The organism is Janthinobacterium sp. 344 (assembly GCF_900112025.1).
Classification (GTDB): Bacteria; Pseudomonadota; Gammaproteobacteria; order Burkholderiales; family Burkholderiaceae_D; genus Janthinobacterium.
In genome coordinates, this window is the sequence record NZ_FOKL01000004.1 from 277,291 (window position 1) to 299,645 (window position 22,355).

Below are 22,355 nucleotides of genomic sequence, written 5' to 3' on the forward strand. Positions count from 1 at the left end.
CCTTGCACTGCCGGGGTCGGACCCTGAGGGTCCGACCCCAGTATTTGCCCTTCGGGTTACATACCCAGATACGCGCTTTGCACCTGCTCGTTATGCAGCAATTCGGGCCCGGGCCCGGACAAGGTGATGGCGCCCGTCTCGATCACATAGCCCACGTCGGCGATCGACAGGGCCGCGTGCGCGTTCTGCTCGACGAGGAAGATGGTGATGCCCTGGTCGCGCAGTTCGGCCACGATGCGGAAAATTTCCGCGATCAGGAGCGGCGCCAGGCCCATGCTGGGCTCATCGAGCAGCAGCAGTTGCGGGCGGCCCATCAGCGCGCGCGCCATGGCCAGCATCTGCTGCTGCCCGCCAGACAAGGTCCCGGCCAGCAGCAGGCGCTTTTCCTTCAAAATCGGGAACAGGCCGTACATGCGCTCCATGTCGCCCGCCACGTCCTGCGCCGGGCGTGTAAACGCGCCCAGGCGCAGGTTGTCTTCCACCGTCATGGGGCCGAACACCTGCCGCCCTTCCGGCACCTGGCAAATGCCGCTGCGCACGCGCTTGTCGGCGCTCATGCGGCTCACATCCTGGCCGGCGAAGGCGATGCTGCCGGCGCTGATCGGCTGCACGCCGGAGATGGCCCGCAGCAGGGTCGTCTTGCCGGCGCCGTTCGCGCCCACCAGCGCCACCAGCTGGCCCTGGCGCACCTGCAGGTCGATGCCGTGCAGGGCCTGGATGCGGCCGTAATGGCTGGTCAGGCCGGCGATATCGAGCACCAGCGGCGTTTGAGGTTTTTCCATCTTCATCATGCCGCCACTCCCAGATACGCCGCCACCACGTCGGGATTGGCGCGCACTTCGGCGGCGGTCCCTTCGGCCAGCTTCTTGCCATAGTCGAGCACCAGGATATGGTCCGACAGATTCATCACCAGTTTCATGTCATGCTCCACCAGCACCACCGTCACGCCAGACTGCGCCACCTTGCGGATCAGGGTTTCGATCTCGCCCGTCTCCGTGTGGTTCAGGCCCGCCGCCGGTTCGTCGAGCAGCAGCACCTTCGGCTTGGCCGCCAGCGCGCGGGCGATTTCCAGGCGTTTCAATGCGCCATACGACATCTGACCCGCCTCGTCGCCGATGTGGCGGCCGACGCCGACAAATTCCATCAGACCCGCCGCCTCGTCGCGGCAGGCCGCGTCCGCGCGGCGCACGGACGGCAGGCGCAGCATGGAGGCGAACAGGTTCTGGTTCAGGCGCAGGTGCGCGCCCACCATCACATTGTCGATGGCCGTCATGTTCATGCACACTTGCAGGTTCTGGAAGGTGCGGCTCATGCCGCGCCGCGCCAGCGCATCGGGCGGCATGGCGGCCACGTTCTCGCCATTGAGCAAAATCTCGCCCTTGCTCGGCGTGTAGACGCCCGTGATCAGGTTGAACAGGGTCGTCTTGCCGGCGCCGTTCGGCCCGATCACGGAATGGATATTGCCTTCCTTGACAGTAAAACTCACGTCCTGCACGGCGTGTACGCCGCCGAAGCTCTTGCTCAGGTTCTTAATCGTCAGCATCTCACACCTCCTGTGCCGGTTTGGCCGGCGCCTTGGGCGCGCTTGGCGTGCTTGCCCGCTTGCGCGAACGGCTGGCCAGGCTGGGCACCAGGCCCTTGGGCATGAAGATCATGGTGGCCATCAGGATCACGCCAAACACCACCGTTTCCCAGCCCTCAAAGCTGGACAGCAGTTGCGGCAAAATCGTCAGCAAGGCCGCGCCGATGATGGAGCCGAAGATCGACGCCATGCCGCCCACCACCACCATCGTCACCAGCTCGATCGAGTGGAAAAAGCCGGCCAGGTTGGGCGTGATGAAACCGATGTAATGGGCGCTGATGCTGCCCGCGATGCTGGCAATGACGGCCGACAGCACGAACACGCGCACCTTGAAGCGCGTCGTGTCGACACCCACCACGCGGGCCGCCACTTCTGAACCGTGGATGGCCTGCAGCGCGCGGCCGACGGGCGAATCGATCAGGTTCAGGGCCAGCCACGTCACCAGCAACAGCAGCACGGCGCACACCAGGTACCACGATTTTTCACCGGCGATTTCCAGCCCGGCGACACTGAAGGCCGAGACGCCGATGCCGTCCGGGCCGCCCGTCCATTGCGTCTCGTTGTTGATGACGATGGAAATGATGATGCCCAGGCCCAGGGTCGCCATGGCCAAGGTATGGCCCTTGAGCTTCAAGACGGGACGCGCCAGCAGCAAGGCCAGCAAGCCCGTGGCGACGGCCCCGGCGGCCAGGGCAGCCAGCGGCGGCCAGCCATAGTGCGTGGTCAGCACGGCCGACGCATACGCGCCCAGGCCATAGAAGCCCGCGTGGCCCAGGCTGATCTGGCCCGTGTAGCCCATCAGCAGGTTCAGGCCGATGACGACGATGGCGTTCAGGGCGATGCGGATCGCCACGTCATAGTAAAACGCGTTGCTGAGGAACAGGGGCAGGATGGCCAGCACCAGCGCCAGCACCAGCAGCCCGCCGTGGCGCGAGCGTGTCAGGAAGTTGCTCATACACGCTCCGAATTTTTAGCGCCAAACAAGCCTTGCGGCAGGAAGAACAGGATCAATAGAATCAGTACGAACGGTACCGCATCCTTGTAGGCCGAGGAGATATAGCCGGCCGTCATGGCTTCGGCGATGCCGAGGATCAGGCCACCGGCAATCGCGCCCGCGCCGCCACCGAGGCCGCCGAGGACGGCGGCGACAAAGCCTTTCAGGCCCAGCATGATGCCGGCGTCATACGAGGTGTACGTGATCGGGGCGACGAGGATGCCGCCCGCCGCGCCCAGCAGGGCCGACAGGCCGAACGAGAACAGCAGCACCTTGCGCGTGTTGATGCCCACCAGTTGCGCGGCCAGCTTGTTGTGCGAGGTGGCCAGCATGGCCTTGCCCATCAGGGTGCGGCCGAAGAACCAGCCCAGCACCAGCACGATGACGACCGTCACGCCCAGCACCCACAGGCTTTGCGGCAGCAGGCTGGCGCCTAAAAATTCGATCGGCGCATCGCCGGAAAAGGCCGGCAGAGAATGCGTATCCTTGCCCAGCCAGATTTGCACCAGGCCGCGCAGCACGAGGGATGCGCCGATGGTGATGATCAACAGGGTGATGACCTGTGCGTTCTGCGCCGGTTCGATCACGGTTTTTTCCATCAACAGGCCCACCAGGCCGGTGGCGATGACGGCCAGGATGATGGCCAGCGGCAGCGGCACGCCGGCGGCCGACATCACGGCGGCCAGCATCCCGCCCAGCATGATGAACTCGCCCTGGGCGAAGTTGATCACGCCGCTGGTGTTGTAGATGATGGTAAAGCCCAGCGCCGCCAGCGCGTAGGCGGAACCGACCGTCATCCCCGAATACAAAAATTGCAGAAATTGAGCGACTTCCATGGTGTCTCCATTATGTTCGGCGATGCGCGGGCCGCCTTCGAGGGCGGCCTCGCGCAGCTACTTCAGGCTTGCATCATTTCGACAATTGCCATTCGCCGTTCTTCACTTCGACCATGCGGAACGCCGACAGGTCCAGGCCCATGTGGTCCTTCGCCGACATGTTGAACACGCCCGTGGTGCCCACAAAGCCCTTGGTCGACTCCAGCGCCGCGCGCACTTTTTCGCGGTCCGTGCCGCCGGCGCGCTTGATGGCGTCGACAGACAGGTTCAGGGCGTCGAGCGCATAGCCGCCGAAGGTCGACGGATCGATCTTGTAGCGTTCCTTGTACGTCTTGTCGTAGCCGACGACGACGGCCTTCTGCGCGTCGCTGTCGGGCAGCATGGCGCCGATCAAGAGAGCCGGCGTCGGCAGGCGCACGCCTTCGGCGGACTTGCCCGACAATTTCAGATACTCGTCCGAGGCCACGCCGTGCGACTGGTACAGCGGCAGCGCGGCCATGCCCAGCTGGCCGTAGTTCTTGGTGACGACGGCCGGGCCCTGGCCCAGGCCGAAGACGAACACGGCCTGCACGCCCTTGGTATTCTTGATGCGCGTCAGCTGCGCCGTGATGTCCGTGTCCTTCGGACCGTAGGTTTCATCGGCCACCAGGGTGATGCCGTATTTGGAGGCGACGATCTGCGATTCCTTGCGGCCCGAGGCGCCGAAGCCGCTCGTTTCCGACAGCAGGCCCACCTTGCTGATGCCGCGCTTCTTCATGTCCTCGAACACCTTCTCGGCCGCCATGCGGTCCGTGTGCGGCGTCTTGAAAACCCATTTCTTGACCGGATCGATGATCACCACGGCGCCCGCCAGCGAAATGAAGGGCATGCTGGCGCGGTCGACCAAAGGCGCCATCGCCATCGTCGCACCGGTGGTGGTGCCGCCGATCAGCACGTCGACCTTGTCCGACTCGATCAGGCGTTTCGTGAAACCGTTGGCCTTGGCCGCGTCGCTGCCGTCGTCGTAATGCACGAGTTCCAGCTTGCGTCCCAGGACGCCGCCGGCCGCGTTGATCTTCTCGATATACAGCTGCAGGGTTTTCAGCTCCGGATCGCCCAGGAAGGCGGCAGGGCCCGTGACGGACAGCACGGAGCCGATCTTGATGTTATCGGCCGCATACGCGCCCGCGGCGGACATGGCCAGCACGCCGGCGATCAGGGTTTTCTTGAAGATATTGGCAATCATTGTGGTCTCCACCAGGTTGGCACTACGGTCAAATTGGATGGTGCTATCTTGCACCTTGGTTTTTTATTATTTAACTATCTACTGCTTTGATACGCGTTCAATCACCACGGCGATCCCCTGCCCCACGCCGATGCACATGGTGCACAGCGCATAGCGCCCGCCCGTGCGTTCCAGCTGGTTCAGCGCCGCCATCACCAGGCGCGCGCCCGATGCGCCCAGCGGGTGGCCGATGGCGATCGCGCCGCCATTCGGGTTCACGTGGGCGGCATCGTCAGCCAGGCCCAGGTCGCGCGTGACGGCCAGCGCCTGCGCGGCAAACGCCTCATTGAGTTCGATCACGTCCATCTGCTCGATGGTGAGGCCGGTCTGCGCCAGCACCTTGCGCGAGGCTGGCGACGGGCCAAAGCCCATGATGCGCGGCGCCAGGCCGGCCGTGGCCATGCCCAGCACTTTTGCGCGCGGCGTCAGTTTATATTTGTCCACGGCGGCGGCGGAAGCCAGCAGGATGGCGCAGGCGCCATCATTCAAGCCCGAGGCATTGCCGGCCGTGACGCTGCCATCGGGCTTCACCACGCCTTTCAGTTTGGCCAGCATTTCCAGCGAGGTGTCCGGGCGCGGATGCTCGTCGCTGGTGACCATCTTCGGCTCGCCTTTTTTTTGCGGCACGGCGACAGGCACGATTTCGCGCTCGAACACGCCGGCCGCGTGGGCGGCGGCCCAGCGCTGCTGGCTGCGCAAGGCCAGGGCATCCTGGTCGGCGCGGCTGATGCCAAATTCCACGGCCACGTTTTCCGCCGTTTCCGGCATGGTGTCGATGCCGTACTGCGCCTTCATCTTGCCGTTCACGAAACGCCAGCCCAGGGTCGTGTCTTCGATTTTCGCCGCGCGCGAGAAGGCGCTGTCGGCCTTGCCCATCACGAAAGGCGCGCGCGTCATGCTTTCCACGCCGCCGGCGATGATCAGTTCCGCCTCGCCCGCCTTGATGGAGCGGGCAGCGAGACCCACGGCGTCCAGGCTGGAGCCGCACAGGCGGTTGATGGTATTGGCTGGCACGTCGGCCGGCAAGCCGGCCAGCAGCGCGGCCATGCGGCCCACGTTGCGGTTGTCCTCGCCCGCCTGGTTGGCGCAGCCATAGAACACATCGTCGATGGCGGACCAGTCGACGGAGGGATTGCGGGCGATCAGCGCGGCGATCGGCAGCGCGCCCAGGTCGTCGGCGCGCACGCTGGAGAGCGCGCCGCCATAGCGGCCGAAGGGAGTGCGTACGGCGTCACAGATAAAGGCTTCGTTCATGTTTGCTTCCTTGTTCGGGCTATCAGGAGAAAATCTTCGGGCGCTGGTCGATCACGCGGCGGGCCTTGCCCGTCAGGGTGCGTTCAATGCCGGATGCGGCCACCAGGCGCACGCGCGTGCTCACGCCCACGTGCGTCTTGATGCGGTGTTCCAGCTCGCGCGCCAGGGCGTCCGTCTCGCTGGCCGAGATGGTGGATGTCAGATCGATGCGCAGTTCGGCCACCACTTCGAGCTTGTCCAGGTGGCCGTCGCGCGTGACCACCAGCTGGTATTGCGGCGACAGGCGCGGCATCTTGAGGATCAGTTCCTCGATCTGCGTGGGGAAGACGTTCACGCCGCGGATGATCAGCATGTCGTCCGAACGGCCCGTGATCTTGCCGATGCGGCGCATCGAGCGTGAGGTCGGTGGCAGCAAGCGGGTCAGGTCGCGCGTGCGGTAGCGGATGATGGGCAGCGCCTCCTTCGACAGCGACGTAAACACCAGTTCGCCCTCTTCGCCGTCCGGCAGCACTTCGCCTGTTTCCGGATCGATGATCTCCGGGTAAAAATGGTCTTCCCAGATGACGGGGCCGTCCTTGCTCTCGATGCATTCGGACGCCACGCCAGGGCCCATCACTTCGGACAGGCCGTAGATGTCGACCGCGTCGATGCCGGCGCGCGCCTCGATTTCCGAACGCATGGCGTCCGTCCACGGTTCGGCGCCGAAGATGCCCACTTTCAGCGACGATTCCGCCGGGTCCAGGCCCTGACGCGTGAATTCCTCGATGATGTTGAGCATGTAGGACGGCGTGACCATGATGATCGATGGCTTGAAATCCTGGATCAGCTGCACCTGCTTTTCCGTCTGGCCGCCGGACATCGGAATGACCGTGCAGCCCAGGCGCTCGGCGCCGTAGTGCGCGCCCAGGCCGCCCGTAAACAGGCCGTAGCCATAGGAGATATGCACCATGTCGCCGGCGCGGCCGCCGCCCGCGCGGATCGAGCGCGCCACCACGTTGGCCCAGGTGTCGATGTCGTTCTGCGTGTAGCCAACCACCGTGGCCTTGCCCGTGGTGCCGCTCGATGCGTGGATGCGCACCACCTGCTCGCGCGGCACGGCGAACAGGCCGAACGGGTAATTGTCGCGCAAGACCTTTTTATCGGTGAACGGGAATTTCGACAGGTCGGACAGGGATTTGAGGTCGTCCGGATGCACGCCCGCTTCATCAAAAGCGGCGCGGTAATGGGGCACGTTGTCATACGCGTGCTTGAGCGACCATTGCATGCGTTCGAGCTGCAGTGCCTGCAGTTCATCCTTGCTGGCGCGCTCGATCGGCTCGAGGTCATTCGGTGCTGGGGTTCTCTGGACCATCTCTGTCTCCTGATTCGGTTCTATCACTATGTAAATCGTTCCGGCAGTTCAAGCCTGCTCTTGTATCTTTAATTGCTGATGACTTCACCCGCCACGCGGATCGACTTGCCACGGAAGAGCGCGATGGCGCGGCCTTCCTGGTTGCTGACCTTGACGTCATAGACGCCGCTCTTGCCCGCCAGCGCCTGTTCGACGGCGTGCGCCGTCAGCACGTCGCCCTCACGGCCCGGCGCCAGGTAGTCGATGGTGCAGCCGGCGCCCACGGTATTCATGTTGTAGCTGTTGCAGGCAAAGGCGAAGGCGCTGTCGGCCAGGGCAAAAATGAAACCGCCATGGCAGGTCTGGTGGCCATTGAGCATGTCGGCGCGCACCGTCATGGTCATGCACGCATGGCCGGGGCCCACGGCGGCCAGGGCGATGCCCATGGCGGCGGTGGCGTTGTCGCGCGACAGCATGGAGGCGGCGGCCGCTTCGGCCAGCGCTTGCGCGCTCAGCTTGTGGTTCTTGTCTGACATATCATTCGGCATGAAAGCTTGCTCCATTGGCGAGTTTGCGGCGCAGCAGCGGCGAGACCCGGTAGCGATCTTCGCCGTAGCCCTGCGCCAGGTGGTGCAGCACGGTGACGATGTGGGGGATGCCCACCTGGTCGGCCCAGGCCAGCGGCCCGCGCGGATAATTGACGCCCTTCTGCATGGCGATATCGACGGCGGCCACCGTGCACACGCCCTGGTTGACGGCGTCGGCCGCCTCGTTGGCCAGCATGGCCACCGTGCGCATGACGGCCAGGCCAGGCACGTCGTCCAGGCGCGTGACGATGAAGCCGGCCGCCTGGAACAGGCCGACGACGGCCGCGTAGGCGGCGTCGCCGCACTGGTCAGCGCGGGCCACGGCGATGCGTTTGGCACCGGCGTAATCGAGCGCCAGGTCGAACAGCACCGTGTCCGGATGCTGGTTGTCGTGCGCGCGCTGGGTGGCGCTGCGCCCATCGGTCAGATAGATCGCGGCACCGTTGCAATGCAGGGCTGGCGCCTCGTCATGCGCCTGGCCTTCCTGCATGACGCGGCGGCTGACGGTGATGCCGGCCTGCTCCAGGCGCTGCACCAGGCTGCGGATGATGCCGCTGTGGCCCCGCCCGTCGCCGCCGATGGCGGCCGACAGGGCGACGAATTCCGGCTTCAGCTGCGCGCCTTCCGCCTGCGCGACAGGGGCAGGCGCACCTTCGCCATAGGGGTAAAAACCGCGGCCCGATTTGCGGCCGAGGAATCCCGCGTTGACCATTTCCTGCTGCAGCACCGACGGCGTGAAGCGCGGGTCGTTGAAATAGGCACCGAACACGGACTGGGTGACGGAGAAATTCACGTCGTGGCCGATCAGGTCCATCAGTTCGAATGGGCCCATGCGGAAACCGCCCGCGTCGCGCAGCACGGCATCGATGGTGGCGGCATCGCCCGCCTGTTCATTCAGCAAGCGCCAGCCTTCCGCATAGAAGGGACGGGCGACCCGGTTGACGATGAAGCCTGGCGTCGATTTCGCATGCACGGGATTCTTGCCCCAGGCGATCGAGGTGTCGTAGACGGTGGCGGCGACCTGCTCGCTGGTGGCCAGCCCACTGATCACTTCCACCAGCGCCATCAGGGGCACGGGATTAAAGAAATGCATGCCGACCAGGCGTTCCGGGCGGCGCAGCTTGGCGGCGATGGCCGTCACGGAGATCGACGAGGTATTCGTCGCCAGGATGCAGTCGTCGGCCACCAAGGCTTCGAGTTCGGCGAACAGGCCGCGCTTGACGTCGAGGTTTTCCACGATGGCTTCCACCACCAGGGCGCAATCGCTGACATCGGCCAGGCTGCCGGCCGCCTGCAGGCGCGCCGTGGCGGCGGCCGCTTCGTCAACGCTCATGCGACCCTTTTCGGCCAGCTTCGCATACATCTTGCCGATATCGAGCAAAGCCTTGCTGACGGCTTCCGCGCGCGTGTCGTACAGCTTGACTCGGTAGCCGGCGGCGGCGGCCACCTGCGCGATGCCGGCGCCCATGGCGCCGCTGCCGATGACGGCGACGATACTGTTGTTGTCCAAAGCTGCCATATCAGTGTCCCTTGAATTGCGGTGCGCGCTTTTCCATGAAGGCGGCGACGCCTTCGCGGTAATCGTCGCTGTTACCGAGATCGCTCATCATGCGCGCTTCCAGCGCCAGCTGCTGCGGCAGGGTATTCGCACCGCTGGCGGCCAGCGCCTGCTTGGCGTAGGCCAGGCCCTTGGTCGGCGCCGTGGAAAAGTGCACGGCCAGCTTGCGGGTTTCCTCGGCCAGCTGGGCATCCTCGACGCATTTCCAGATCAGGCCCCAGTCTTCCGCTTTTTCGGCCGTCAGTTTTTCACCCAGCATGGCCAGGCCCATGGCGCGCGCGGAACCGATCAGACGCGGCAGGAAGAAGGTGCCGCCCGTGTCCGGGATCAGGCCCAGCTTGCAGAACACTTCCACGAAGCTGGCCGACTTGCCGGCGATGACGATGTCGCAGGCCAGCGCCAGGTTGGCGCCCGCGCCGGCGGCCACGCCGTTGACGGCGCAGATCACGGGCATAGCCAGGGCTTTCAAGGCCAGCACCAGCGGCGCATAGTTTTTTTCCACCGATTCGCCCAGATCCACGCCCTGCGAACCTGGCTCCACGGCGCGGTCGGACAGATCCTGGCCCGCGCAAAAGCCGCGGCCCGCGCCCGTCAGCACGAAGACGCGCACGCTGCTGTCGGCGTTGACCTTTGAGATGGCGTCGCGCACTTCCTCGTGCATGGCTTGCGTAAAGCTATTGAGCTTGTCGGGACGGTTCAGGGTCAGCGTGGCGATGCCCTGCTCGATGGTGAAGAGGATGTTTTGATAGGTCATGGCGTCTCGCTATTTTTATTTATTGGCCCGCAGCGGAAATCTGGGGTCAGACCCGGCGGGTCTGACCCCGGCAGTGGCAGTTGGGTTATTCGGCTTGGTCAAAGTCCACCACGACTTTGTCAGTAACCGGAAAACTCTGGCAACTGAGCACAAAGCCGCGCGCCACTTCGTAGTCTTCCAGCGCGTAGTTGACGTCCATTTCGACTTTGCCGTCGAGGATCTTGCAGCGGCAGGTGGAGCATACGCCGCCCTTGCACGAGTAGCGCATGTCGATGCCTTGGCGCAGACCCGCGTCGAGGATGGATTCCTTGTCCTTGTCCATCGTGAAGGTGGTGTGGTTGCCGTCCATGATGACGGTCACTTCCGTTTCCTGCACGGCATCGGCCGCCAGCTGGGCGCGCGGCTTGTGGGCGTTTTTCGGGATGCTGGCGGCGAACAGTTCGATCTTGATGTTCTGCTTGGGCATGCCGGCCGCCTGCAGGGCGGCGGACACGCCCAGCATCATGTCTTCCGGGCCGCAAATAAACGCGTTGTCGTAGTCTTCGACCTTGATCCAGTGCTGCAGGAACTGTTCGCATTTTTCCTGCGTGATGCGGCCGTTGAACAATTCGATGTCCTGCTGCTCGCGGCTCATCACGTAGACGAGATTCAGGCGCTCCAGGTACACATCCTTCAAATCCGTCAATTCTTCCTTGAAGATGACGGAGGACGAGGCGCGGTTGCCATAGAACAGGGTGAAGCGGCTCAGGGGCTCCGCCAGCAAGGTCGTCTTGATGATCGAGAGGATGGGCGTGATGCCGCTGCCGGCGGCGAATGCCAGGTAGTGCTTGCGGTTGACGCAGTCGAGCGGCACATTGAAGTGGCCCATGGGCGGCATCACGTCGATGGTGGCGCCGGCTTTCAAGGTGTCATTCGCCCAGGTGGAAAAGGCGCCGCCCGGCGTGCGCTTGATGGCCACGCGCAGGCTGCCGTCCTGCACCGCGGAACAGATGGAATACGAGCGGCGCACGTCTTCGGCATTGATGTGGGCGCGCAGGGTCAGGTGCTGGCCCTGCTGGAAGCGGAACTGCTGCTGCAGCTCCGCCGGCACGTCGAACGTGACGGCGATGGTGTCGCGCGTTTCGTTGCGCACGTTGGCCACGGACAGCGGATAAAATTTACTCATGCTTCATCTCCAGTTTCTTCGGAACGTGTGCCTGGTTTTTTTAGTGGCACTTGAAGTAATCAAACGGTTCGCGGCAATCGATGCATTTGTACAGGGCCTTGCACGGCGTGGAGCCGAACTGGCTGGTCAGCTGCGTATGCGTCGAACCGCAGTTCGGGCAGATCACGTCCAGCTTGGGCATCGGTTGCCGTTTCACTCCACCACGCAAGCCGCTGATGTCGATCACCTGCTGCTGCGGCGGGGCGATGCCATAGCCTTTCAGCTTGGCCTTGCCCGTCTCGCTCATCCAGTCCGTGGTCCAGGCGGGCGACAGCTGGCTCACCAGAGTCACCTTGGCCACGCCATGGCTGCGCAAGGCCTCCGTGACGGCGTCGGCGATCACCTGCATGGCCGGGCAGCCCGAATACGTGGGCGTGATCGTCACGGTGCAGGCGTCGCCCGCCGTGACGTCGACGGCGCGCACGATGCCCAGGTCCACCACCGAAATGACGGGAATTTCCGGGTCGGGCACGTCGCCCAGCCAGGCCCATACCTGGGCGGCATCCAGCGCGGCGGCGCCAGCGGCCGTGTTCATTACCACTCCGCCCCGGGATAGGCGCGCTGCAGGAACTGCATCTCGGCCAGGATAAAGCCCAGGTGTTCCGTATGCGTGCCCTGCTTGCCGCCCTTTTGCATCCAGGCGTCGGGCGCCGGCATGGTCAATGTCGCTTCGGCGAAGATCTCGGCCACGTGTTCGAGGAAGGCCTGGCGCAGGATATCCGATGGCGGCGCGATGCCGGCGGCGACCATGGCCTGGTCGACGGCGTCGTACTTGAACATCTCGCCCGTATACATCCACAGCTTGTCGGCGGCGGCCTGCGTCTTCGCGTGGCTGTCCGCCGTGCCGTCGCCGAGGCGCACGACCAGGTCGCCGCTGCGGCGCAGGTGGTACGTGACTTCCTTGATCGATTTTTGCGCCACTTCGACGATGCGCGCATCAGTCGATTTCGCCAATTCCAGCAGCTGGAAGTAGTGCCAGCTATCGAAAAAGAACTGGCGCATCATGGTGTCGGCATAATTGCCGTTCGGCTGCTCGACCAGCAGGCAGTTCTTGAAATCGTGGGCGTCGCGCAAAAAGGCGATGTCGTCCTCGTCGCGGCCCGCGTTTTCCAGTTCGGCCGCATAGCTGAACCACAGGCGCGTCTGGCCCAGCAAATCGAGCGCCACGTTGGTCAGCGCCATGTCTTCTTCCAGCGCCGGCCCCTTGCCGCACAGCTGCGACAGCTGCTGGCTGAGGATCAGGGCGTTGTCGCCCAGGCGCAAAAGGTAGTTGACCTTGTCATCCATTGCAGGCGCTCCCATCACAGGTTCTTGACTTCTTCCGGCATCGGGAAGAAGGTGGGATGGCGGTACACCTTGCTGTTCGACGGTTCGAACAGGGCGCCCTTGTCGCCGGGGCTGCTGGCGACGATATCGGCCGCGCGCACCACCCAGATGCTCACGCCTTCATTGCGGCGCGTATAGACGTCGCGCGCATGGTTGACCGCCATGGTGGCGTCGGAAGCGTGCAGGCTGCCCACATGCTTGTGCGCCAGGCCGTGCTGGCTGCGGATGAAAACTTCCCACAATGGCCATTCTTTGCTCATGTTGCTCTCCCCTATCTGTCTTGTCTGTTTACGCTGCCGCTTTGTTAGCGGCTTGCTTGTCTGCATACGCGACCAATGCATCGCGGAACCACGCGCCGTCTTCATACGCCTTCACGCGCGTTTGCAAACGCTCGCGGTTGCACGGGCCATTGCCCTTCAGGACATTGTTGAACTCGGACCAGTCGATCTCGCCGAATTCATAGTGGCCCGTTTCGGCGTTGAATGTCAGGTCGGGATCGGGCACGGTCAGGCCCAGGTATTCGATTTGCGGCACGGTCTGGTCGACCATGCGCTGGCGCAATTCGTCATTCGAGAACAGCTTGATGCGCCATTGCGCCGACTGGGCGCTGTTGACGGAGGCGGCGTCGGACGGGCCGAACATCATCAAGGATGGCCACCACCAGCGGTTCAAGGCATCCTGCGCCATGGCTTTCTGCGCCGGTGTGCCCTTGCACAGCGACATCATGATGTCGTAGCCCTGGCGCGCATGGAACGATTCTTCCTTGCAGACGCGGATCATGGCGCGCGCATACGGGCCATACGAGCAGCGGCACAGGGGAATCTGGTTGATGATGGCGGAACCGTCGACCAGCCAGCCGATGGCGCCCATGTCGGCCCACGACAGGGTGGGATAGTTGAAGATGCTGGAATACTTGGCTTTGCCCGAGTGCAAGGCGGCCAGCAAGTCATCGCGCGACACGCCCAGGGTTTCCGCGGCGCTATACAGATACAGGCCATGGCCTGCTTCATCCTGGATCTTCGCCAGCAGGATCGATTTGCGTTTCAGGGTCGGGGCGCGCGTGACCCAGTTACCTTCTGGCAACTGGCCAACGATTTCCGAGTGCGCGTGCTGCGAAATCTGGCGGATCAAGGTCTTGCGGTAGGCGTCCGGCATCCAGTCCTTGGCCTCGATCTTGATGCCTTCGTCGATGCGCGCCTGGAAAGCGCGTTCTTCCTGGCCCATGTCGTCGATGGAGCGGACATTCTTGAGGCCGGTTTCAACCATTTGTGCGTACATGATGTGTCTCCCATGTCGGTGATGTGCGCAGCAGCGCAGCGCGATGAACAGATAATACGATACAAAAAACGATTTGCATACACTTGATGTGAATCATTTTAAAATTTCGTATCTTGTGCCGCTTTTTTGTGCGTATGATATTGCTTATGAGAAAACACCCAGCGGACGCCACCAGCGTCCCGGCAAATTATTGCCGCGCTACCCGCGCAGCCAAGTAAACTGCTGCTTTTATTGAATCGACCGCAACACGGCCAGACCGGAACCACATGAAGAACACCCGCTGCACGGCATGGATAGCCGATTTCCTGGAAAGCGACCCACCGCGCTCGAAGTCCCTGGTGATGACGATTTTTGGCGACGCCATCGTGCCGCGCGGCGGCGCCATCTGGCTGGGCAGCCTGATCGAACTGCTGGCGCCGTTCGGGGTGAATGACCGGCTATTGCGCACCAGCGTGTTCCGCCTGGCGCAGGAAGGCTGGCTCAGCTCGCAAAGGGATGGCCGCCGCAGCGCCTACACGATCCGTCCGGAGGCGCTGGCCCGCTTCGAGCGCGCCTACCGCCGCATCTACGCGCCGCTGGTGGTGCACTGGGATGGCAGCTGGACCCTGGTGATCGGCCCGGCCGGCAGCATCGGCGCGGCCGAGCGTGGCGCGCTGCGCAAGGAATTATTGTGGGCCGGCTATGGCTTGATTTCTCCCGGCATCTTCGGCCACCCGGCCAGCAATGCGGAAACGCTGGAAGACATCCTCGCGCGCAACGAGGTACAGGGCAAGCTGTATGTCTGCCACACAACCGAGTTGCCGGGCGTCAGCACGCGTCCGCTGCGCGACATGGTGGGCGAATGCTGGGATCTGTCGGAAGTGATGGCCGGCTACGAAAAATTCATCGCCAGCTTCCAGCCCCTGTTGACCGTGTTGCAGGAAGAACCCGTGTTCGATGCGGAGCAGGCGTTCGTCATCCGCTCGCTGCTGACGCACGCCTACCGCCGCGTGCAGTTGCACGACCCGCAACTGCCTGTCGAACTGCTGCCCGAACCGTGGCCGGGCACGCAGGCCTACGCCCTGGCCCGCGACCTGTACCGCATCACGTATGCGGCGGCCGAGGAACACATCCTGGCCACCCTGCGGCGCGAGGACGAGCACGCGCCGGACGTGGAGCCGTGGTTCTACGAGCGTTTTGGCGGACTTAATACCTGAACCCAACGGCGTAGTACCGGGGTCGGACCCTTGAGGGTCCGACCCCAGCCTTTGCGTTTAGGGTAAGAGACTAAACCCACCTCAAGCTACTGTTTCACCACCACTTGCTTGGCGCCTGCCAGCAAATCCTGCCCCAGCTTTTCCAGCGCGTTGACCTGCACCAGCATGGTGTCGAGGATGGCGACATTGAAGGTGAATTCGGCCGGCGTGGTATAGCCGGGGAAACGTATGATGCGCAGCAATTCCTGCAAGGTGGTGCCCTTGCCCAGGTGCGCCAGAGCGTCGCTGAGGGCGCTGACTTTTTTTTCCAGCTCGCGTATGTGGTTGCCGTTGTCGTCCATGATGCTCTCCCCGTGTTCAAGCTATCACGTTAGCAAAGCATGCCCTGCGTCGTTTGCGCCAGCACAAAGGCGCGGCTAAAACGGGTATCATCGCGCCATTGCACACGATGCAAAACCCATACGTTTTTATCAGGAACACTCATGACCATTAAAATCAGCCAGCAATTCGACGCCGGCGCGATCGAGGTGCTGCGCGCCGACGATGCCCACTCCATCGAGCTGAACATCCGCAAGGATTCCCACGCCGACATCACGCAGTGGTTTTACTTCCGCCTGCAGGGCGCGCAAGGCGAGGCGTGCACGATCCGCTTCATGAACGCGGGCAAGTCGGCCTATCCGGACGGCTGGAAGGATTACCAGGCGGTGGCCAGCTATGACCGCGAAACGTGGTTCCGCGTGCCGACCAGCTACGACGGCACGGTGATGACCATCGAACACACGCCGGAAGAGGAAAGCGTGTACTACGCCTACTTCGAGCCGTACCCATGGGACCGCCACCTGGCCCTGATCGACAGCGCGCAAGCGTCGCCGCTGGTGCGCCTGCTGGACCTGGGCAGCACCGTCGAAGGCCGCGACATGAACCTGCTGGTCGTCGGCGACGCCGATGCGGAGAAAAAAGTCTGGGTCATCGCGCGCCAGCATCCCGGTGAAACGATGGCGGAATGGTTTGTCGAAGGCATGCTCGAAGCGCTGCTGGACCAGGCCAACCCGTTTGCCCGCCAGTGCCTGCAGGACGCCGTTTTCTATGTGGTGCCGAACATGAACCCGGACGGTTCCGTGCATGGCAACCTGCGCACCAACGCGGCCGGCGCCAACCTGAACCGCGAATGGATGACGCCGACGATGGAGCGCAGCCCGGAAGTGTTCCTGGTGAAACAGAAGATGCATGAAATCGGCTGCGACCTGTTCCTCGACGTGCATGGCGACGAAGGTTTGCCGTATGTCTTCGTTGCTGGCAGCGATGCGCTGGAAAACTTCACGCCGGCGCAAAAGGCCGAGCAAGACCGCTTCATCGCCGACTTCAAGGTAGCCAGCCCCGACTTCCAGGATGTGTACGGCTATGAAGACGGCCCGTTCACGCCGGAAGTGCTGACCATGGGTTCGCCGCACATCACGCACGCCTTCGGCTGCCTGTCGCTGACGCTGGAACTGCCATTCAAGGACAACGCCAACGATCCCGACCCGCAAACGGGCTGGAGCGGTGCCCGCAGCGCCGCCCTGGGCGCGGCCGTGCTGCAACCGATCCTGGCGACCCTGCGCGCCTGATCCGCGCATGACACCGGCCCATCACGCATGACGTGACGAGCCGCGCCGGCGGCGCCCTGCCGCCGGCTGTTTCCCGGCAAGTTTGCCTGCCTGCTTCTTGCGCAGCGCAACATCATAAAGCGTTGCCATGCCGCCCATTGCTGCCTATACTGGCCCCAGCATTCCTGTGTTCCCCCTTGCCAACAACCCATCCAGCCTATGACCAGCCAAGACCAGCCCGGCGCCGTGGCGCACTTTTTCAGGACCCAGTTTGCACACGTGTGCATATGTGCCGTTGCCAGCCTGCATGGCGCCCTGTGCCTGGCGGCGGAACTCAGCCCGGCCGCGCAGCTGGGGCGACAGATTTTTTTCGATGCCAGCCTGTCGGCGTCGGGCAGACTCTCCTGCGCCAGCTGCCACGACCCCGCCCATGCCTACGCGCCTGGCAACGGACTGGCCGTGCAACTGGGCGGCGCCGATGGCAACATGGCCGGCTACCGTGCCACGCCCTCCTTGCGCTACCTGGAACACACGCCAGCTTTCCGCTTTGACGAGGAAGGCGCGCCCAACGGTGGCATCAACCGCGACGGCCGCGCCGCCAGCCTGGCGGAACAGGCCGAGCGGCCCTTCCTGGCGCCGCACGAAATGGCCAACGCCAGCACGGACGAGGTGGTCGAAAAGCTCGGCCGCAGCCCCTATGCGGCGCAGTTCCGCCAGGTATTTGGCGACGCCATCTTTGCCAAGCCGCAACAGGCATTCCGCCGCCTGACCCATGCCTTGCAGCAGTATCAGCAGGAGGAGCCGGACTTCCACCGCTACGACTCCAAGTATGACCTCTACCTGGCCAACAAGGTTCCGCTGGACCTGGCGGAATTACGGGGGCTGGCCCTGTTCAACGATGAGCGCAAGGGCAATTGCGCCGCCTGCCATCCCAGCGTGCGGGGAGAACGGGGCGCGCCGCCGTTATTCACGGATTTCAGCTATGACAACCTGGGCGTGCCACGCAATGCGCGCATCCCCGCCACCGCCGATGCGGCGTATTTCGACCTGGGCTTGTGCGGCCCCGACCGCACCGACCTGGCCGGCAAAGGCGCGCTGTGCGGCGCCTTCAAGGTGCCCAGCCTGCGCAATGTCGCCACGCGCCAGGTATTTTTCCATAACGGCGTGTTCGACAAGCTGACGGATGCCCTGCGTTTCTACGTGCGGCGCGATACGCATCCGCAAGAATGGTATCCGCGCGACAAGCGGGGGAAAGTGCAGAAATTCAACGACGTACCGGCCCGCTATCGCGCCAACGTCAACACCACGGAGGCGCCATTCGACCGCAGGCGCGGCATGGCGCCCGCCCTGACGGCGGGCGAAATCGAGGATATGGTGAAATTCCTGGCGACCCTGACGGATGGCTACCAGGTGCAGCAATGATGCCAGGGGGCACGCCATCGCTGGCGCGCCCCACCGTCTCACCGGCAGTCAGCCGCGTGCGACGTCATGCAAGGCCTCCACCAGCCGGTCCAGGTGCGACTCCGGCGTAAAGATGCCCGGCGTCACGCGCACGCAGGCACCCGACGCGAGGCCATCGCGCGGCACGGCAAAGATGCCGTGCCGCTGCACCAGCTGTTTCGACAAGGCATAACTGTCGGCCACGCTGCTCTTGCCCTTCAACCGGAACGAGGCGATGGCGCTCGTCAAACGCGGATCGCTGGACGCCAGCACCTCGATGCCATCGATGGCGCGCGCCGCGTCCACCCAGCGGTTGCGCAGCAACCGCAGCCGCGCCTGCTTGTTGGCCACGCCGATCTGCGCATGCAATTCCAGCGCCTTCGGCAAGCTCAGGTAGGCGGCGAAGTTGAGCGTGCCCGTGTGCACGCGCGTACGGATATCGTCGCCGATCTTTTCGCCCAGCCAGGGATCGATATCGGCCACCCTGCCCCGCTTGATGTAGGCGGCGCCCACGCCCACGGGCGCGCCTATCCATTTGTGCAGGTTGATGCCGGCAAAATCGGCCTGCAGGTCCGGGATCGTCATGTCCAGCTGGCCAAAGCCGTGTGCCGTATCGACGATCACATCGATGCCCCGTGCGCGCGCCAGGCGGCTGATGTCCGCCACGGGCAAGACCATGCCGTTGCGGTGGTTGACGTGCGTGAGCAGCATCAGCTTCAGCTTCGGATGGCGCGCCATGGCGGTGGTATAGGCCGCGATGACATTCTCATGCGTAAATGGTTCCGGCATGGCGATGTTGACGACCTCGGCGCCGCGCCGCTGCTGCAGCCAGCGCGTGACGGTGATCATGTTGTCGTAGTCGATATCCGCGTACAGCACCGTGTCGCCGGGCCGCAGGCGGTTGTAGCCGGCGAGCAGCACTTGCAGCGCTTCCGTGGCGCCCCGCGTCAACACGATTTCATCGGTGGCCACGCCCAGCGCCCTGGCCGCCGCCGCGCGCGCCGCCTCGAAGTCGGCGGGAAAGCGCATGCGCGCATACCAGGCGTTGTCGCGGTTGACCATCGCCAGTTGCTGCTCGTAATGCGCCAGCACGGGCCGGGCCATCGAACCCCAGAAGGCATTGTCGAGCTGCAGCACGTCCGTGGGCTGATCGTACTGCGCGGCCACCGCCTGCCAGTAGGCCTGGTTGCTGGCGAGTATTTCTGGCGTGGCGCCGGACGGCACCGCCGGCAATGGCAGCGCCTGCACTGCATCGGCCGCACCGGTGGCCCCTGCCGAGAAAGGCAGCGCCGCCGCCAGCGATCCCGCGCGCAGCAAGGCGCGGCGTTGTGGATTCATGTTCAACATAGTCCCCTAGAATTTCACTTTGTATTCGACGTACAGGTTGCGGCCGTCCGTATCGTACGGCGCGTTGCGCGAATAGATCAGACCGCGGCTGGCCTGGAAGGTTGCCTCGTCAGGATATTTGTCCAGCACGTTGTCGACGCCGGCGCGGATCGATTGCCTGTCGCTGATCTTGTAGCTGACGGCCAGGTCGAGAAATTGCATGGCGCCGAAGCGCTGGAAGATATCGCCCGTGGCATTGCCGGAATTGTCCGTCCAGGCGCCGTAGTAGCGCACGCGGGCCAGGGTATTCCAGTTGCCCAGATCATAGTTGCCGCTGATGGTGGCTTTCTGGCGCGGCAAGCGTTCCTCGAAGACCTGGCGCTGAGCCGGGTTCGTCACCAGGCTGGAATTGCCGCCATCAACTTTGGTCGTGTTGTAGTTGTAGGCCAGGGTCAGGTTCAGCTTGCCGTCGCCGATGCGGCTCAGGTGGCTGCCGACGACATCGATGCCGCGCGTGGTGGTGTCGAAGTCATTCGTGAAATAGCTGACCGAGGTGTAGCGCAGCGGATTCGCCACGCCGGCCGGCACGGCAAACGCGGCGGACGTGCTGAAGCGGTCGCTGACCTTGATGTCATACACGTCGACGGAACCGGAGAAGCCGGCCGGCGTCTTCCACGTAAAACCCAGCGACAGGTTTTTCGATTTTTCCGGCTTCAAGGCCTTGGCGCCCAGCAGCATGGCCAGCGGATCGTTGTTGGCCAAGCGGCCACTGGTAAACAGCAGCAGGGTCTTGGTGTCGAGACCTTGATTCGTGCTGTTGGTATTCGACTGGCCTGGCGTTGGCGCGCGGAAACCGGTCGAGTAGGAGCCGCGCAAGGCCATGTCTTCGCTCAGCGCGTAGCGGGCCGACAGCTTGCCGTTGACGGTGCTGCCAAACTCGGAGAAATGTTCATAGCGGGCCGCCCCGCCCAGGCTCAAAGCCTTGCTGACGGGCACTTCCACGTCCAGGTAGGCGGCATAGCTGTCCTGGCCCCAGCTGCCGGCCTGGCGGTCGCTGAAACCGGGGGCGCCGTTCGCGTTCGCATCGAGGCCGATGGCCGCGCCAGGGCCCACCAGGTAGGAGGCCGCATCGCCCGCCTTCACGCCATAGGTTTCATTGCGCGCCTCGGCGCCGAAGGCGATGTTGACCGGTTGCGGCAGGGACGCCACGGGCAATTCATAGTTGAAGTTGGCGTTGAGGATCTTTTCCGTCTGCGACAACTGGCCCAGGTAGAACGCCGTCGGGCTGCCCGGTCCCATCGAGGCATTGATGGAATTGGCCAGCTTGTAATCGATGCGGTTGCGGCCCCAGGAGGCGCTCACGTCCCAGCCGAAGCGGTCGTTGACATGGCCGCGCACGCCCGCCACCACCTGGGCATCATCCTGCTCGTTCGAATAGCTGGGGCTGAAGCCGAGCGGATAGATGCTGCGCAAGTCCCAGCCGGGGAACAGGCTGCTGGTCTTGTACGCGCCCGTGCTGGTGTCCGGATTGCGCCAGTTGAAATCCGAGGTGCCGTCGCTGCGGCTGAACAGGCCGAAGCCATACAGTTCCGTCGTGTCGGACAGGGCCATGCTGGCATTGAAGCCCACGCGCTTGCTGTCGAGTTCAGGCTGGCCCCAGCGCTGCACGGGATTCGGCACCTTCAGTTCCGGATGCGCTTGCTGGAAGGCGATCGCGTCGGCGCGCTGGCGCGTGCGCGAGGTGGGATCGGACTGGGCCAGGGCGCCGAAAAGCGTCGCCTTGCCCGTCTCGCCAAAGGCAAAGCCCGTCTTGAGGTTGACTTCATTGCCCTTGCCATCGCCTGCCGAATATTGCGAGTGGTGCACGGCGATTTCCGTGCCCACCGTGTCGTCGAGAATGATGTTGATGACGCCGGCGATCGCGTCGGAACCGTACTGCGCCGAGGCGCCATCGCGCAGCACTTCGATGCGCTTGATGGCGGAGACGGGAATCTGCGCCAGGTCCGGCGCCTGCGCGCCGCGCGCGCCCAGCAGGGCGCTGCGATGGAAGCGCTTGCCATTGACCAGCACCAGGGTCTGGTCCGGCGACAGGCCGCGCAAGGTTGCCGGGCGCACGAAGACTTGCCCGTCGGCCATCGGCAAACGCTGGACCACATACGAGGGAACCAGTTGCGCCAGCACGTCGTTCAAGTCCGACGATTCGACGGCGCCGATATCGTCGCGGTTGAACACATCCACGGGCGCCATGGTATCGAATTGCGTGCGGTTGCTGCCGCGCGTGCCCGTGACGATCACGGCTTGCGGGGCGTCAAGGGAGTCGCCGGCGGATGCGGGAGCGGCGGGCGCCTCGCCATGGGCTTGGGCAGGATTGGCGAACACGGCGGTCATGGCACACATCAGGGCCACCGCGCGGGCGATGCGGGTACGGGAACAGGTCATGGGGAAAGTCGCTTGGCAGGTTGGATCAACAACGACGCGTCACTGCAAGACTCGCATCTTGCATGAAATATCACGAAGTTCGGCTTACTTACATTAAAAGCATCTAATTTGCGCAGATAACGTCCGATGGCCACATCATACGAAGGCAATATTTCACCCGTATGACGTGCTGATCACTGCGGGACAATACCGCAGGCACATTGCCGAAGGGACAGGGCCAAGCGGCACGCTGCCTCACCCAGGCATCCTGGATTTCATTCAGGCGTACAGAGCCGCATGGCAGCGGTTTCAGAGGAGACATGCAGCGAAGCAAGAGACAATTCGATAGATTTCCTACAATCAACACTCCCTATAATGCGGCGGCGCAACGACACGCATTCTTGTCGCTATATTAGGTTGTG

General features: G+C 63.8%; 21 protein-coding genes. 3 read left to right on the plus strand and 18 right to left on the minus strand.

Annotated elements, in window-relative coordinates:
- Window positions 1-56 precede the first annotated feature (56 nt).
- From BM193_RS13540 to paaA, 15 genes are all read right to left on the minus strand, one after another.
- Window positions 57-788, minus strand: a complete 732-nt coding sequence (locus BM193_RS13540; protein WP_092796538.1) for an ABC transporter ATP-binding protein — start codon at window positions 786-788, stop codon at window positions 57-59.
- The gene (locus tag BM193_RS13545; RefSeq protein WP_092796540.1) at window positions 788-1,543 is read right to left on the minus strand and encodes an ABC transporter ATP-binding protein; all 756 of its coding nucleotides are present in this window, start codon (window positions 1,541-1,543) and stop codon (window positions 788-790) included. The genes BM193_RS13540 and BM193_RS13545 overlap by 1 nt, the downstream gene beginning before the upstream one ends.
- A 1-nt stretch (window position 1,544) precedes the next feature.
- Window positions 1,545-2,537: a branched-chain amino acid ABC transporter permease gene (locus BM193_RS13550; RefSeq protein WP_092796542.1), complete on the minus strand. Its 993-nt coding sequence runs from the start codon at window positions 2,535-2,537 to the stop codon at window positions 1,545-1,547.
- Window positions 2,534-3,412 carry a branched-chain amino acid ABC transporter permease gene (locus BM193_RS13555; protein WP_046684305.1) on the minus strand — a complete coding sequence of 293 codons (879 nt, stop codon included), beginning with the start codon at window positions 3,410-3,412 and terminating at the stop codon, window positions 2,534-2,536. The genes BM193_RS13550 and BM193_RS13555 overlap by 4 nt, the downstream gene beginning before the upstream one ends.
- Before the next feature lie 73 nt (window positions 3,413-3,485).
- Window positions 3,486-4,637 carry an ABC transporter substrate-binding protein gene (locus BM193_RS13560; RefSeq protein WP_092796544.1) on the minus strand — a complete coding sequence of 384 codons (1,152 nt, stop codon included), beginning with the start codon at window positions 4,635-4,637 and terminating at the stop codon, window positions 3,486-3,488.
- Window positions 4,638-4,715: 78 nt separating this feature from the next.
- Window positions 4,716-5,930, minus strand: coding sequence for a 3-oxoadipyl-CoA thiolase (gene pcaF, locus BM193_RS13565; RefSeq protein ID WP_092796546.1), 1,215 nt, complete (start codon window positions 5,928-5,930; stop codon window positions 4,716-4,718).
- Window positions 5,931-5,952: 22 nt separating this feature from the next.
- Window positions 5,953-7,281: a phenylacetate--CoA ligase PaaK gene (paaK, locus tag BM193_RS13570; protein WP_092796548.1), complete on the minus strand. Its 1,329-nt coding sequence runs from the start codon at window positions 7,279-7,281 to the stop codon at window positions 5,953-5,955.
- Window positions 7,282-7,349: 68 nt separating this feature from the next.
- On the minus strand, window positions 7,350-7,796 hold the full coding sequence (gene paaI / locus BM193_RS13575) for a hydroxyphenylacetyl-CoA thioesterase PaaI (RefSeq protein WP_254786117.1): 447 nt from the start codon (window positions 7,794-7,796) through the stop codon (window positions 7,350-7,352).
- Window position 7,797: 1 nt separating this feature from the next.
- A complete protein-coding gene (paaH, locus tag BM193_RS13580) occupies window positions 7,798-9,366 on the minus strand; it encodes a 3-hydroxyacyl-CoA dehydrogenase PaaH (protein WP_092796552.1) in 1,569 nt (522 codons plus the stop codon).
- 1 nt (window position 9,367) lies between these two features.
- Window positions 9,368-10,159: a 2-(1,2-epoxy-1,2-dihydrophenyl)acetyl-CoA isomerase PaaG gene (paaG, locus tag BM193_RS13585; RefSeq protein ID WP_092796554.1), complete on the minus strand. Its 792-nt coding sequence runs from the start codon at window positions 10,157-10,159 to the stop codon at window positions 9,368-9,370.
- A gap of 85 nt (window positions 10,160-10,244) precedes the next feature.
- Window positions 10,245-11,324 (minus strand): 1,2-phenylacetyl-CoA epoxidase subunit PaaE, encoded by a 1,080-nt coding sequence (gene paaE, locus BM193_RS13590; protein ID WP_092796556.1) that lies wholly within the window; start codon window positions 11,322-11,324, stop codon window positions 10,245-10,247.
- A 40-nt stretch (window positions 11,325-11,364) separates the two neighbouring features.
- Entirely contained in the window at window positions 11,365-11,898 is a 534-nt protein-coding gene (paaD, locus tag BM193_RS13595) for a 1,2-phenylacetyl-CoA epoxidase subunit PaaD (RefSeq protein ID WP_092796558.1), read from the minus strand.
- Window positions 11,898-12,665 (minus strand): 1,2-phenylacetyl-CoA epoxidase subunit PaaC, encoded by a 768-nt coding sequence (paaC, locus tag BM193_RS13600; RefSeq protein WP_302847637.1) that lies wholly within the window; start codon window positions 12,663-12,665, stop codon window positions 11,898-11,900. The genes paaD and paaC overlap by 1 nt, the downstream gene beginning before the upstream one ends.
- On the minus strand, window positions 12,665-12,949 hold the full coding sequence (gene paaB / locus BM193_RS13605; RefSeq protein ID WP_034746356.1) for a 1,2-phenylacetyl-CoA epoxidase subunit PaaB: 285 nt from the start codon (window positions 12,947-12,949) through the stop codon (window positions 12,665-12,667). Before paaB ends, paaC begins: the two co-directional genes overlap by 1 nt.
- Window positions 12,950-12,977: 28 nt before the next feature.
- Window positions 12,978-13,967, minus strand: a complete 990-nt coding sequence (gene paaA, locus BM193_RS13610; RefSeq protein ID WP_092796562.1) for a 1,2-phenylacetyl-CoA epoxidase subunit PaaA — start codon at window positions 13,965-13,967, stop codon at window positions 12,978-12,980.
- A gap of 266 nt (window positions 13,968-14,233) precedes the next feature.
- Between paaA and paaX the strand changes: the two genes are divergently transcribed.
- On the plus strand, window positions 14,234-15,163 hold the full coding sequence (gene paaX, locus BM193_RS13615) for a phenylacetic acid degradation operon negative regulatory protein PaaX (protein WP_092796564.1): 930 nt from the start codon (window positions 14,234-14,236) through the stop codon (window positions 15,161-15,163).
- 86 nt (window positions 15,164-15,249) lie between these two features.
- Here paaX and BM193_RS13620 read toward each other — a convergent pair whose 3' ends face one another.
- Window positions 15,250-15,504 carry a hypothetical protein gene (locus tag BM193_RS13620; RefSeq protein ID WP_092796566.1) on the minus strand — a complete coding sequence of 85 codons (255 nt, stop codon included), beginning with the start codon at window positions 15,502-15,504 and terminating at the stop codon, window positions 15,250-15,252.
- A gap of 141 nt (window positions 15,505-15,645) precedes the next feature.
- Here BM193_RS13620 and BM193_RS13625 point away from each other — a divergent pair, with 141 nt between their 5' ends.
- A complete protein-coding gene (locus BM193_RS13625) occupies window positions 15,646-16,770 on the plus strand; it encodes a M14 family metallopeptidase (RefSeq protein WP_092796568.1) in 1,125 nt (374 codons plus the stop codon).
- A gap of 198 nt (window positions 16,771-16,968) precedes the next feature.
- Window positions 16,969-18,171 carry a cytochrome-c peroxidase gene (locus tag BM193_RS13630; RefSeq protein ID WP_092796570.1) on the plus strand — a complete coding sequence of 401 codons (1,203 nt, stop codon included), beginning with the start codon at window positions 16,969-16,971 and terminating at the stop codon, window positions 18,169-18,171.
- Between the two features lie 48 nt (window positions 18,172-18,219).
- Here the strand turns inward: BM193_RS13630 and BM193_RS13635 are convergent, their stop codons facing one another.
- Together BM193_RS13635 and BM193_RS13640 are read right to left on the minus strand one after the other, a co-directional pair.
- On the minus strand, window positions 18,220-19,527 hold the full coding sequence (locus tag BM193_RS13635) for an aminotransferase class V-fold PLP-dependent enzyme (RefSeq protein WP_092797165.1): 1,308 nt from the start codon (window positions 19,525-19,527) through the stop codon (window positions 18,220-18,222).
- A 15-nt stretch (window positions 19,528-19,542) separates the two neighbouring features.
- Entirely contained in the window at window positions 19,543-21,954 is a 2,412-nt protein-coding gene (locus tag BM193_RS13640) for a TonB-dependent receptor plug domain-containing protein (RefSeq protein ID WP_217638420.1), read from the minus strand.
- Between the last annotated feature and the right edge of the window lie 401 nt (window positions 21,955-22,355).

Excerpts from the sequence above, each read along its gene's own strand:
- BM193_RS13640 (WP_217638420.1), bottom strand. The coding sequence starts at position 21,954 with ATGACCTGTTCCCGTACCCGCATCGCCCGCGCGGTGGCCCTGATGTGT.
- paaA (WP_092796562.1), bottom strand. The coding sequence starts at position 13,967 with ATGTACGCACAAATGGTTGAAACCGGCCTCAAGAATGTCCGCTCCATC.
- BM193_RS13560 (WP_092796544.1), bottom strand. The coding sequence starts at position 4,637 with ATGATTGCCAATATCTTCAAGAAAACCCTGATCGCCGGCGTGCTGGCC.
- BM193_RS13635 (WP_092797165.1), bottom strand. The coding sequence starts at position 19,527 with ATGAATCCACAACGCCGCGCCTTGCTGCGCGCGGGATCGCTGGCGGCG.
- BM193_RS13630 (WP_092796570.1), top strand. The coding sequence starts at position 16,969 with ATGACCAGCCAAGACCAGCCCGGCGCCGTGGCGCACTTTTTCAGGACC.
- paaC (WP_302847637.1), bottom strand. The coding sequence starts at position 12,665 with ATGGGAGCGCCTGCAATGGATGACAAGGTCAACTACCTTTTGCGCCTG.
- BM193_RS13555 (WP_046684305.1), bottom strand. The coding sequence starts at position 3,412 with ATGGAAGTCGCTCAATTTCTGCAATTTTTGTATTCGGGGATGACGGTC.
- paaD (WP_092796558.1), bottom strand. The coding sequence starts at position 11,898 with ATGAACACGGCCGCTGGCGCCGCCGCGCTGGATGCCGCCCAGGTATGG.
- BM193_RS13625 (WP_092796568.1), top strand. The coding sequence starts at position 15,646 with ATGACCATTAAAATCAGCCAGCAATTCGACGCCGGCGCGATCGAGGTG.
- BM193_RS13620 (WP_092796566.1), bottom strand. The coding sequence starts at position 15,504 with ATGGACGACAACGGCAACCACATACGCGAGCTGGAAAAAAAAGTCAGC.
- paaI (WP_254786117.1), bottom strand. The coding sequence starts at position 7,796 with ATGTCAGACAAGAACCACAAGCTGAGCGCGCAAGCGCTGGCCGAAGCG.
- paaH (WP_092796552.1), bottom strand. The coding sequence starts at position 9,366 with ATGGCAGCTTTGGACAACAACAGTATCGTCGCCGTCATCGGCAGCGGC.
- paaX (WP_092796564.1), top strand. The coding sequence starts at position 14,234 with ATGAAGAACACCCGCTGCACGGCATGGATAGCCGATTTCCTGGAAAGC.
- BM193_RS13545 (WP_092796540.1), bottom strand. The coding sequence starts at position 1,543 with ATGCTGACGATTAAGAACCTGAGCAAGAGCTTCGGCGGCGTACACGCC.
- paaB (WP_034746356.1), bottom strand. The coding sequence starts at position 12,949 with ATGAGCAAAGAATGGCCATTGTGGGAAGTTTTCATCCGCAGCCAGCAC.
- paaG (WP_092796554.1), bottom strand. The coding sequence starts at position 10,159 with ATGACCTATCAAAACATCCTCTTCACCATCGAGCAGGGCATCGCCACG.
- paaK (WP_092796548.1), bottom strand. The coding sequence starts at position 7,281 with ATGGTCCAGAGAACCCCAGCACCGAATGACCTCGAGCCGATCGAGCGC.
- pcaF (WP_092796546.1), bottom strand. The coding sequence starts at position 5,930 with ATGAACGAAGCCTTTATCTGTGACGCCGTACGCACTCCCTTCGGCCGC.
- BM193_RS13540 (WP_092796538.1), bottom strand. The coding sequence starts at position 788 with ATGAAGATGGAAAAACCTCAAACGCCGCTGGTGCTCGATATCGCCGGC.
- paaE (WP_092796556.1), bottom strand. The coding sequence starts at position 11,324 with ATGAGTAAATTTTATCCGCTGTCCGTGGCCAACGTGCGCAACGAAACG.
- BM193_RS13550 (WP_092796542.1), bottom strand. The coding sequence starts at position 2,537 with ATGAGCAACTTCCTGACACGCTCGCGCCACGGCGGGCTGCTGGTGCTG.